The sequence below is a fragment of the Streptomyces bluensis genome, assembly GCF_014650715.1.
Lineage (GTDB): Bacteria > Actinomycetota > Actinomycetes > Streptomycetales > Streptomycetaceae > Streptomyces > Streptomyces bluensis.
The window spans coordinates 461,469-472,950 of sequence record NZ_BMVM01000002.1 but is presented as its reverse complement, the minus strand read 5'-3'; the positions used below and the strand labels follow the sequence as shown (position 1 = coordinate 472,950).

At 70.9% G+C, this 11,482-nt stretch carries 9 protein-coding genes; 6 read left to right on the top strand and 3 right to left on the bottom strand.

Annotated features, from left to right (window positions below; translation table 11 throughout):
• Nucleotides 1-55: 55 nt before the first annotated feature.
• Complete coding sequence (locus IE262_RS07270; RefSeq protein ID WP_189872142.1) at nucleotides 56-490, top strand: RrF2 family transcriptional regulator; 435 nt, start codon at nucleotides 56-58, stop codon at nucleotides 488-490.
• 15 nt (nucleotides 491-505) lie between these two features.
• On the opposite strand, the gene IE262_RS07265 is transcribed toward IE262_RS07270, so the two are convergent.
• Nucleotides 506-1,699: a globin domain-containing protein gene (locus IE262_RS07265; RefSeq protein ID WP_189872140.1), complete on the bottom strand. Its 1,194-nt coding sequence runs from the start codon at nucleotides 1,697-1,699 to the stop codon at nucleotides 506-508.
• Between the two features lie 343 nt (nucleotides 1,700-2,042).
• Between IE262_RS07265 and glnA2 the strand changes: the two genes are divergently transcribed.
• The 4 genes from glnA2 to IE262_RS07245 all read left to right on the top strand — a co-directional run bounded on the left by glnA2 (nucleotide 2,043) and on the right by IE262_RS07245 (nucleotide 7,817).
• A complete protein-coding gene (glnA2, locus tag IE262_RS07260) occupies nucleotides 2,043-3,404 on the top strand; it encodes a gamma-glutamylpolyamine synthetase GlnA2 (protein ID WP_134032081.1) in 1,362 nt (453 codons plus the stop codon).
• Between the two features lie 415 nt (nucleotides 3,405-3,819).
• The gene (locus IE262_RS07255) at nucleotides 3,820-6,822 is read left to right on the top strand and encodes a bifunctional [glutamine synthetase] adenylyltransferase/[glutamine synthetase]-adenylyl-L-tyrosine phosphorylase (protein WP_134032138.1); all 3,003 of its coding nucleotides are present in this window, start codon (nucleotides 3,820-3,822) and stop codon (nucleotides 6,820-6,822) included.
• 94 nt (nucleotides 6,823-6,916) lie between these two features.
• Complete coding sequence (locus IE262_RS07250; protein WP_166681567.1) at nucleotides 6,917-7,093, top strand: hypothetical protein; 177 nt, start codon at nucleotides 6,917-6,919, stop codon at nucleotides 7,091-7,093.
• On the top strand, nucleotides 7,086-7,817 hold the full coding sequence (locus IE262_RS07245) for an RNA polymerase sigma factor (RefSeq protein ID WP_189872138.1): 732 nt from the start codon (nucleotides 7,086-7,088) through the stop codon (nucleotides 7,815-7,817). The genes IE262_RS07250 and IE262_RS07245 overlap by 8 nt, the downstream gene beginning before the upstream one ends.
• Before the next feature lie 9 nt (nucleotides 7,818-7,826).
• Here IE262_RS07245 and IE262_RS07240 read toward each other — a convergent pair whose 3' ends face one another.
• Entirely contained in the window at nucleotides 7,827-8,651 is an 825-nt protein-coding gene (locus tag IE262_RS07240; RefSeq protein WP_189872136.1) for a phosphatase PAP2 family protein, read from the bottom strand.
• Nucleotides 8,652-8,785: 134 nt separating this feature from the next.
• The gene (locus IE262_RS07235) at nucleotides 8,786-9,820 is read right to left on the bottom strand and encodes a LacI family DNA-binding transcriptional regulator (RefSeq protein ID WP_134032147.1); all 1,035 of its coding nucleotides are present in this window, start codon (nucleotides 9,818-9,820) and stop codon (nucleotides 8,786-8,788) included.
• Between the two features lie 389 nt (nucleotides 9,821-10,209).
• Between IE262_RS07235 and IE262_RS07230 the strand changes: the two genes are divergently transcribed.
• The gene (locus IE262_RS07230; protein ID WP_134032150.1) at nucleotides 10,210-11,481 is read left to right on the top strand and encodes an extracellular solute-binding protein; all 1,272 of its coding nucleotides are present in this window, start codon (nucleotides 10,210-10,212) and stop codon (nucleotides 11,479-11,481) included.
• The last annotated feature ends 1 nt before the right edge of the window (nucleotide 11,482 follow it).

Sequence of the window (11,482 nt, the reverse complement as noted above, 5' to 3'; positions counted from 1 at the left end):
ACCCACGCGCCTCGGATAAATTGAACGCAAGATGCGCATTATCTATGCTTCCGGCATGCGGCTCCTGCGCTCCACCGACCTGGCTCTGCGCGTCCTGATGCGGCTCGCCGTCTCGGGCGAGTCCAGTCCGACGACCCGTCAGGTCGCCGAGGACATGGAAGTGCCGTACACGCACGCGGCGAAGATCGTGGCCGGGCTCCAGCACATGGGTCTGGTGTCCGCGCGGCGCGGCAGGGGCGGCGGCCTCGCCCTGAGCGAGAAGGGGCGCACCGCGTCGGTCGGTGCCGTCGTCCGCGCCTTCGAGGGGGACGGTGACATTGTCGACTGCGAGGCTGCGACGCCGTGCCCCCTCCACTCCGGGTGCCGTTTGCGTGCCGCCCTGCGGCGGGCCCAGGAGGCCTTCTACGCCTCACTGGACCCGGTGACGGTGGCGGACATGGTGGCGGAGCCGACAGGTCCGTTACTGCTGGAGATCTCCCGTACGCCATAGGCCCCCGGGGGCGGCTCAGTCCCGGGCGAGCCAGAGGTCCGGCCCGAACACCTCGTAGTGAATGTCGGCCGGCGCGACGCCTTTGCCGATCAGCTGGGCCCGTACCGCGCGCATGAAGGGCAGCGGACCGCACAGGTACGCGCGCGTACCGGACGGGACGTCGAGTGCGGACAGATCCACCAGTCCCGTGCGGTCGGCGGGGTGGCCCGGCTCCGGCTGTTCGTACCAGACGTGCACGGAGGCGTCCGGGAGCTTCGCCGCGAACCCCTCGTGGTCGGCGCGCAGGGCGTGCCCGGCGGGGGAGCGGTCGGCGTGTACGACGGTGACCGGGGCGTCGTGCCCGCGGAGCACGAGCTGCTCCAGCATGGCGACCATGGGTGTCACCCCGATGCCCGCGGAGGCGAGCAGCAGGGGCGCGTCCGTGTCCTGGTCGAGGACGAGATCGCCGTACGGGGCCGACACGCGCAGCCGGTCACCGACGTGCACGTGCGCGTGGAGGTGGTTCGAGACCTCGCCGTCCGGTGTGCCGCCGCCGTGGACCCGCTTCACGCCGATGCGGAGCGTGGCCGATCCGGGCGCGCCGGCCACGCTGTACTGCCGTATCTGCCGGGCCCCGTCCGGGAGCGTGACCTGCACGGACACGTACTGCCCCGCGCAGTGCACGGGCACGGGCCCGCCGTCGCCCGGCCGCAGCTCGAAGGCGACGACGTCAGCCGTCTCCTCGGCGCGCCCGACGACCTCCCACTCGCGCCACCCGCCCCCGGTGCCGCCCTTCTCGTACAGCTGCCGCTCGATCGCGATCAGCGCGTTCGCCATCAGCCAGTAGACCTCGCCCCAGGCGGCCGCCACCGCGGGGGTGACGGCCTCGCCGAGTACCGCGGCGATGGCGGCGAAGAGATGCTCGTGGACGACCTCGTACTGCTCCGGGGCGATGCCCAGCGAGGGGTGCTTGTGGGCGATGCGGCGCAGCATCGCGTCGGGCCGGTCGCCCGGACGTTCCACGAGGTGGGCGGCGAAGGCGGCGATGGAGCCCGCGAGGGCCTGCCGCTGGGTGCCCGCTGCCTGGTTGCCGCGGTTGAAGAGGTCGCGCAGCAGCTCGGGGTGGGCCGTGAACAGCCTGTCGTAGAAGCACGCGCTGATCTCGCCGATGGCCGCCCCTACGGCGGGGAGGGTGGCGCGCACGGTGGCGGCGGACTGCTGGGTCAGCATCGGGACTCCTCGGGCTCGACAGCGCCGTGACCGCACAGCACGGTAATAAAACTTGCATTTGAGATGCAAATTAAAGCGGGCGGGGAAGCGTCCGGGCGGGATGGGGAGCACCCGGGCATTACGGATGGGCGGCCGAGCAGGCACTATGGGCGTCAGAGCGATACATCTGACGCACGAGCCGTCCACCTGCCGTGCGCGAGGCGTTCCCCCCGAGGTCGGTCGAACGATCAAGGTCCGCAACGCGCATGAAATGGTGGTGTGGTGGGATGCTCAGGTGCCGGACCGTTTCCCGTGTGGCTCGGGACCAGGCGGCCTGACCAGCAAGGATGGGTGGAAGCTAGACATGGACAAGCAGCAGGAGTTCGTGCTCCGCACCTTGGAGGAGCGCGACATCCGGTTCGTACGCCTGTGGTTCACGGACGTGCTGGGCTTCCTCAAGTCCGTGGCCGTGGCCCCCGCCGAGCTGGAACAGGCCTTTGACGAGGGCATCGGCTTCGACGGCTCGGCCATCGAGGGCTTCGCCCGCGTCTACGAGTCCGACATGATCGCCAAGCCGGACCCCTCGACGTTCCAGGTCCTGCCGTGGCGCGCGGAGGCGCCCGGGACGGCCCGTATGTTCTGCGACATCCTCATGCCGGACGGTTCGCCCTCCTTCGCGGACCCGCGCTACGTCCTCAAGCGCGCCCTGGCCCGCACCTCCGACCTGGGCTTCACCTTCTACACCCACCCGGAGATCGAGTTCTTCCTCCTGAAGGACCGCCCGCTCGACGGCTCCCGCCCCACCCCGGCCGACAACTCGGGCTACTTCGACCACACCCCGACCCACGTCGGCATGGACTTCCGCCGCCAGGCGATCACCATGCTGGAGTCCATGGGTATCTCGGTGGAGTTCTCCCACCACGAGGGCGCCCCCGGCCAGCAGGAGATCGACCTGCGCTACGCCGACGCGCTCTCCACGGCCGACAACATCATGACGTTCCGCCTGGTCATGAAGCAGGTCGCGCTGGAGCAGGGCGTCCAGGCGACGTTCATGCCGAAGCCGTTCTCGGAGCACCCGGGCAGTGGCATGCACACGCACCTCTCCCTCTTCGAGGGCGACAGGAACGCGTTCTACGAGTCGGGCGCGGAGTACCAGCTCTCCAAGGTCGGCCGCTCCTTCATCGCGGGCCTGCTCCGGCACGCGGGGGAGATCGCGGCCGTCACCAACCAGTGGGTCAACTCCTACAAGCGCATCTGGGGCGGCGCCGAGCGCACCGCCGGCGCGGGCGGCGAGGCCCCCTCGTACATCTGCTGGGGCCACAACAACCGCTCGGCCCTGGTCCGCGTCCCCATGTACAAGCCCGGCAAGACGGGCTCGGCCCGCATCGAGTTCCGCTCCCTGGACTCCGGCGCCAACCCGTACCTGGCGTACGCGGTGCTGCTGGCCGCCGGCCTCAAGGGCATCGAGGAGGGCTACGAGCTCCCGCCGGGCGCCGAGGACGACGTCTGGGCCCTGTCGAACTCCGAGCGCCGCGCGATGGGCATCGAACCGCTGCCCCAGAACCTCGGTGAGGCCCTGTCCCTGATGGAGCGCAGCGACCTCGTCGCCGACACCCTCGGCGAGCACGTCTTCGACTTCTTCCTGCGCAACAAGAAGCAGGAGTGGGAGGAGTACCGCAGCGAGGTCACGGCGTTCGAGCTGCGGAAGAACCTGCCGGTGCTGTGACGCTCCGCTGAGGGTGCCGTTGGGGGTGCGGTCGTTGTCTGGCTGCGGGTTCGTTGTGGCTGGTCGCGCAGTTCCTCGCGCCCCTGAAAGACACGGCCGCGCGCCCCGGCATCGCAACGTGCCCGAAGCCCCACCGGCCCGCAGACGCCTACGCACGGCAGGGAGTGTGCCGGGAGGTGTCCGCCCGCAGCGGCCGGCGTCCGCCACCGAGGGGCTGACCCGCCACAGACCCGCCGGACCGAGGACGGAGACCTCCCGGTACGCCCCCGACACACCAACAAACGCGTAGGCGTCCGAGCCACGGTCATGGGAAACCCGCCGACGGCGATCCGCCCCCCACAACAGAGCCCAGCACACGAGCCCCCGTCGGGGTTAGGCTCAACGCCGTACGACCTTGATCCGAGGGAGGCCGGGGATGACGGCGCCGGGGCGCAGGAGCAGTACCTTCTCTCGGCTGCTGCGGCACGGCTTCACCGATCCGTCGGCCGCCGAGCGGCTCCTGGAGAGCATCGAGCTGGCGGCCATAAGGAACGACCCGGTCCTCCTCGACGCGCTCGGCGCCACCGCCGACCCCGACCTCGCGCTCCTCGGCTTCGTCCGGCTGCTGGAGGCCCAGCCCGACCCGACCGCGCGGCGTGGACTGCTGGACACGGTGATCGCGGCCAAGCCGCTCAGGGACCGGCTCCTCGGAGTGCTCGGCGCGTCGGCCGCGCTCGGCGACCACCTCGCCCGGCACCCGCACGACTGGCAGGCACTCGTCATGTACGAGCCGGAGGACCTGCACCCGGGCGTCGAGGAGTTCGAGCGGGGCCTCGCCGAGGCCACCGACCCCGTCTCCCTCCGTGTCGCCTACCGCCGCTGCCTGCTCTCCATCGCCGCCCGTGACGTGTGCGGCACCACCGACGTCGCCCAGACCGCCGCCGAGCTCGCCGACCTCGCCACCGCCACCCTCCGTGCCGCCCTCGCTCTCGCCCGCGCGGCCGCCCCCGAGGACGCCGCGCTGTGCCGGCTCGCGGTCATCGCGATGGGCAAGTGCGGCGGCCACGAGCTGAACTACGTGTCCGACGTCGACGTCATCTTCGTCGGCGAGGCCGCCGACTCCGCCGACGAGCAGAAGGCCCTGCAGGCGGCCACCCGGCTCGCCTCCCATCTGATGCGGATCTGCTCGGAGTCGACCGTCGAGGGCACCATCTGGCCCGTCGACGCCAACCTCCGCCCCGAGGGACGCAACGGACCGCTCGTGCGGACCCTCAGCAGTCACCTCGCCTACTACCAGCGCTGGGCCAAGACGTGGGAGTTCCAGGCCCTGCTGAAAGCACGGCCCGTCGCGGGCGACATCGAACTCGGCGAGGAGTACATCGCCGCGCTCGACCCTCTCGTCTGGCAGGCCGCCGAGCGCGAGAACTTCGTCGCCGACGTGCAGAAGATGCGGCGCAGGGTCGTCGAGAACATTCCCGCAGCCGAGATCGAGCGCGAGCTGAAGCTCGGCCCCGGCGGCCTGCGCGACGTCGAGTTCGCCGTGCAACTCCTCCAGCTCGTGCACGGGCGCGGAGACACCTCACTGCGCAGTGGCACCACCCTCGACGCGCTGCGGGCCCTCGCCGCGGGCGGGTACGTGGGGCGGGCCGACGCCGTGCAGCTCGACGAGGCCTACCGTTTCCTGCGGACCATGGAGCACCGCATCCAGCTCTTCCGGCTGCGCCGCACCCACCTCGTCCCCGCGGCCGAGGACGACCAGCGGCGCATCGGCCGGTCCCTGGGGCTGCGCACGGATCCGGTCGCCGAGCTGAACCGCGAGTGGAAGCGGCACGCGGCCGTCGTACGGCGCCTGCACGAGAAGCTGTTCTACCGGCCGCTGCTCGACGCCGTCGCCCAACTCGCCCCGGGCGAGAGCCGGTTGCGCGCCGACGCGGCCCGCGAGCGGCTGGTCGCCCTCGGCTACGCGGACCCGGCGTCGGCGCTCAGACACCTGGAGGCGCTCGCCTCGGGCGTCACCCGTAAGGCCGCGATCCAGCGCACCCTGCTGCCCGTCCTGCTGGGCTGGTTCGCGGACTCGGCCGACCCGGACGCGGGGCTGCTGAACTTCCGCAAGGTGTCGGACGCGCTGGGCAAGACCCCCTGGTACCTGCGGCTCCTCAGGGACGAGGGAGCCGCCGCCGAGAATCTCGCCCGCGTGCTGTCGGCCGGACGGCTCGCCCCCGACCTGCTGCTGCGCGCCCCCGAGGCCGTCGCCCTGCTCGGTGACGGCGACGGCAGCGGCGGCGGCCTCGGACCCCGCGAACGCGACCATCTGGAACAGGAGATCCTCGCCGCCGTAGGACGCTCCGAGAACGACACGCAGGCGGTCACCTTCGCCCGCGGAGTGCGCCGGCGCGAGCTGTTCCGCACGGCCGCCGCCGACATCGTCGCCTCCTACGGCACCGAGGAGGCACCCGGCGACGCCGACCAGGGCGCGCTGGTGGAGCTGGTGGGCGGCGCGGTGTCGGACCTCACCGCGGCCACCCTCGCGGGGACCCTGCGGGCGGTGGTACGCGACCGCTGGGGCGACACCCTGCCCACCCGGTTCGCGATCATCGGCATGGGCCGGTTCGGCGGCCACGAACTGGGCTACGGCTCCGACGCGGACGTCCTCTTCGTGCACGAACCGCGCGACGGGGTCGAGGAGCAGGAGGCCGCACGGGCCGCCAACACCGTCGTCGCGGAGATGCGCCGGCTGCTCCAGCTCCCCAGCACCGACCCGCCGCTGCTGATCGACGCCGACCTGCGGCCCGAGGGCAAGTCCGGTCCGCTCGTCAGGACGCTGACGTCGTACGAGGCGTACTACCGCCGCTGGTCGCTGGTGTGGGAGTCACAGGCGCTGCTGCGCGCCGAGCCCGTCGCGGGCGACGACGACCTGGGCCGCCGCTTCATCGAGCTCGTCGATCCGCTGCGGTACCCGGCCGAGGGGCTGGGCGACGACGCCGTACGGGAGATCCGGCGGCTCAAGGCGCGGATGGAGTCGGAGCGGCTGCCACGCGGCGCCGATCCCACGCTGCACACCAAGCTGGGCCGTGGCGGGCTGTCCGACGTGGAGTGGACCGTGCAGCTCCTCCAGCTCCGGCACGGCTGGGCGGAGCCGGGGCTGCGCACCACGCGGACCCGTCGCGCCCTGGCCGCCGCGTGCGCCGCGGGGCTGATCTCCGCGGAGGACGCGGCGACCCTGGACGAGGCGTGGGTGCTCGCCACGCGGGTGCGGAACGCCGTGATGCTCGTGCGAGGGCGGGCCGGGGACATGTTCCCGTCGGGCGGCCGCGAGCTCGCCGCCATCGGACGCTACCTGGGCTACGGCCCCGGCCACGTGGGGGACATGCTCGACGACTACCGGCGTACGACGCGCAGGGCTCGCTCGGTCATGGAGGAGCTGTTCTACGGGACGTGAGGTGTCGTGTCATGAGACGCCGGAGCTTGTCCCTCTTCAAGGGTGACGGCCGCCCCCAGCGCGGGCGATCAGGCCGCTACCCGAAGGAGAAGAGTTGGACGCCATCACCGTGGTGCTCGTTGTTCTGGGATTCCTGCTGCCGAGCGTCACCGGACTGATCAACAGTGCGGCGGACAGAAACCGCGACGCCGGGAAGGCGGGGATCATCGCCGCTCAGCGCGGTGACCGGTATCCCTGCTGTCAGCGGGGGAGGGGACGGCGCGATGTCTGAGGCAGGGCGTGGCGTGGGCCTCACCTTGGGTGAGGTCCACGCCTGCTACTACGGTGAGATGGTGGGCAGCGCCCGCAATGCGCTGCGCGAGGCCGGGGTGCCGGAGTCCCATATCGGGGCGGAGGACATCGTCCAGAACGCCTTCGCCAAGGCGTATCGGGATCCGGGCCGCATCCGGCAACCGCGTGCCTACCTCTACACGGTGATCAGGCGTGAGGTCCAGGAACAGGCCGCCCGTGCGCGCCGAGCCCGCGCCCACACGTACACGGACGTGCCCGTGCCCGCGCCGGACTGCGGTGACATGGTCGTCGAAGTCTGCGACGTGCGGCGGGCACTGAGCAGCCTGCCGGTGCAGCAGCGTGCGGCGGTGTGGGCGACCAAGGCCGTCGACTGGTCCCAGGCCGAATACGCGCAGCGGGTGGGCAAGCATCCCGGGACGGTCGCCACCCACGTCTCGCGTGCCGTGGCCGTGCTGAAGACCAAGCTCGCGGTGGCCACCGTCGTAGCGGCGGTGGCGCTGTGCTCGGCGGGCACGGCGACCATCCGCCGTCACAGCCCGGCGAGCCGGCCCGGCCCTTCATTTCCCGATCTTCCCGATCTGAATGCCGACCACCTGTATGCCGTCCTGGCGTCCGCCCTGACGGCTTTCGCGGTCCTCCCGCTCCTGTCTCGGGCGTGGTATCTCCTGCGGCGCTCGCGTACGGCGCCGCCGAAGCGAAGGTAGCGATTGCTTCTACGGAACCCAGCGCGGCAGCGAGAACGGCAGCGCCCCGTACCAGAGGCGGGCCACCAGGTAGCCGAAGGCGAGGCAGAGCAGACCGCCGACGGCGTCGAGCCAGAAGTGGTTGGCGGTGGCGACGATGACGACGAGAGTGGTCGCCGGGTAGAGGAAGCCCAGCAGGCGGGCCCACGGGACCGAGGCGAGCGCGGAGATCGTCAGCCCGCACCACACGGACCAGCCGATGTGCATGGAGGGCATCGCGGCGTACTGGTTCGACATGTGCTTCAGATCCCCGGAGGCCATGGAGCCCCAGGTCTGGTGGACCAGGACCGTGTCGACGAAGCCGCCGTTCGTCATCAGGCGGGGCGGGGCCAGCGGGTAGAAGTAGTAGCCCACCAGCGCCACGGCCGTCGTCGCGAACAGCACCAGGCGCGTGGCCGCGTAACGACCGGGGTGACGGCGGTAGAGCCAGACAAGGACGCCGAGCGTCACCACGAAGTGCAGGGTCGCGTAGTAGTAGTTCATGCCGACGACCAGCCACTTCACCGAGTTCACGGCGTGGTTCACCGAGTCCTCGACCGCGATCCCGAGGCGTTGCTCGACCTTCCAGATCCACTCGGCGTTGCTGAGGGCCTGGTCCTTCTGCTCCGGCACCGCGTTGCGGATCAGTGAGTAGGTCCAGTAGCTCACCGCGATCAGCAGGATCTCGAACCAGAAGCGGGGGCGGCGTGGGGTGCGCGGCCGGACCAGAACGGACCGCCGCGTCGACTCGTCCGCGACGGGCCGTGGAGCGACGGACTCCCGGCCACTCGGGGTCGTCGCGGTCGTGTCACCCATGGGCACAGAGTCTGCCAGAAGAGGCTTCTCCCGTAGATCATCCCTGGGTCGGGTCCCGGACGCACGGTGTTCGCCGTAGACGGCCAGGGGCGCCTCCTGCCTGCGTACCAGTGCGGCCCCCCGGGGCCTCCAACCTACGGACGAGACCGGTCCCCAGGGGCCGAAGCGGTCGAACCGCGCACCACCAGCTCCGGCATGAACACGAACTCGCTGTGGGGTGCCGGTGTCCCGCCGATCTCCTCCAGGAGGGTGCGGACGGCGGCCTGGCCCATGGCCGGGACCGGCTTGCGGATCGTGGTCAGCGGCGGGTCCGTGAAGGCGATCAGCGGGGAGTCGTCGAAGCCGACGACCGAGATGTCCCGTGGCACGTCCAGGCCCCGCTGCCGCGCCGCCCGTATCGCACCCAGCGCCATCATGTCGCTCGCGCACACCACCGCCGTGCAGTCCCGGTCGATGAGCGCGGTCGCCGCCGCCTGGCCGCCCTCCAGGGTGTACAGCGAGTGCTGGACGAGTTCCGTCTCGATGGTCTCGGCGGACAGGCCGAGCTGCTCCTGCATCGTGCGGACGAAGCCCTCGATCTTGCGCTGCACCGGCACGAAGCGCTTCGGTCCCAGCGCGAGACCGATGCGGGTGTGGCCGAGGGACACGAGGTGGGTGACCGCGAGGGCCATGGCCGCCCGGTCGTCGGGCGAGATGAAGGGGGCCTGAACCTTCGGCGAGAAACCGTCCACGAGGACGAACGGGACGCCCTGGGCGCGCAGTTGCTCGTAGCGCTGCATGTCGGCGGTCGTGTCCGCGTGCAGCCCCGAGACATAGATGATCCCGGCGACGCCGCGGTCCACCAGCATCTCCGTCAGCTCGTCCTCGGTGGAGCCGCCGGGTGTCTGGGTGGCCAGCACCGGGGTGTAGCCCTGCCGGGTCAGCGCCTGGCCGATGACCTGGGCCAGCGCCGGGAATATCGGGTTCTCCAGCTCCGGGGTGATCAGGCCCACCAGACCCGCGCTGCGCTGCCGCAGCCGCACGGGCCGCTCATAGCCCAGGACGTCGAGCGCGGCGAGCACGGACTGGCGGGTGGTCGCGGCGACGCCCGGCTTCCCGTTCAGGACGCGACTGACCGTCGCCTCGCTGACCCCTGCCTGGGCCGCGATGTCGGCAAGCCGTGTGGTCACAGCACCGGACTGTACCGGCCGGGTCTCCGCTTGCCCACCGGCCCGGCGCCGGGTGCGGGCGGGGGTGCGGCCCGCTGCGGGCTGCTGCGTCATCGCGGTCCCTCGTGATTCTGGTCGTGGTCCGGTCCGCAACGGATGATTCCCGTCCCGGAAACGTATGGCAAGTACTTGCAGAGCCTTGCGGAAGGGGACGACAACCCGCCGAGCCCGAGAATCCCGGTCTCGAAGCGGTCGATGGCGGGTCACGCGCAGGTAACTCTCGCGATCCCTTGCACTTTTTTGCTGCAAGGTCTTTCGCGGCGATTGCAACGCTGTTACGTTCACGTCGCCCGGCGGCCTCCCCCCTCCCTCGATGACGAACGGGGGGACCTCACCCTCAAGGAGAACTCATGCGGCGTGGCATAGCGTCCACCGCGCTGGTGGCGTCCCTCGCCCTGGCGGCGACGGCCTGCGGCGGAACCGACAGCGGCGGCGACGCCGACGGTCCGGTCACCATCACCTGGTGGGACACCTCCAACGCCACCAATGAGGCGCCGACGTACAAGGCCCTGGTCAAGGAGTTCGAGAAGGCCAACAAGGACATCAAGGTCGAGTTCGTCAACGTCCCCTTCGACCAGGCGCAGAACAAGTTCGACACGGCCGCCGGCTCCAAGGGCGCCCCCGACGTGCTGCGCTCCGAGGTCGGCTGGACGCCCGCCTTCGCCAAGAAGGGCTTCTTCCTGCCGCTCGACGGCACCGAGGCACTCGCCGACCGGAGCAAGTTCCAGGCCAGCCTGATCGAGCAGGCCACGTACGAGGGCAAGACGTACGGCGTCCCGTTCACCACCGACACCCTCGCGCTCGTTTACAACAAGGCCCTCTTCGAGAAGGCCGGCATCAAGGAAGCCCCCAAGACCTGGGACGACCTGAAGAAGGCCGCCGCCACGATCAAGGACAAGACGGGCGTCGACGGCTACTGGGGCTCCACCCAGGCCTACTACGCCCAGAGCTTCCTCTACGGCGAGGGCGCCGACACCGTCGACGCCGACGCCAAGAAGATCACCGTCACCTCGCCCGCCGCCAAGAAGGGCTACGAGACCTGGCAGGGCCTCTTCGACGGCAAGGGCCTGCACAAGGCCGACACCACCGCCGACGCCTACGCCCACATCCAGGAGGCGTTCGTCAGCGGCAAGGTCGCCTCGATCATCCAGGGCCCCTGGGAGATCACGAACTTCTACAAGGGCTCGGCCTTCAAGGACAAGGCCAACCTCGGCATCGCCACCGTCCCGGCCGGCTCCACCGGCAAGGCGGGCGCCCCGACCGGCGGCCACAACCTCTCCGTGTACGCGGGCTCGGACAAGGCCCACCAGCAGGCCGCGCTGAAGCTCGTGAAGTTCATGACCTCGGCGAAGGCCCAGGAGACCATCGCCCTGAAGAACTCCACGCTCCCCACGCGGGACGACGCCTACACCGCCGAGGTCAAGGCCGACCCGGGCATCGCCGGCTACCAGGCCGTCCTCCCTGCCGCCCAGCCGCGCCCGGCCCTGCCCGAGTACAGCTCCCTCTGGGGCCCCCTCGACACCGAGCTGAACCAGATCGCCGGCGGCAAGGAGTCCCTCGACAAGGGCCTGAGCAACGCCGAGACCGCGATCGCGAAGCTGGTCCCGGACTTCAGCAAGTGAC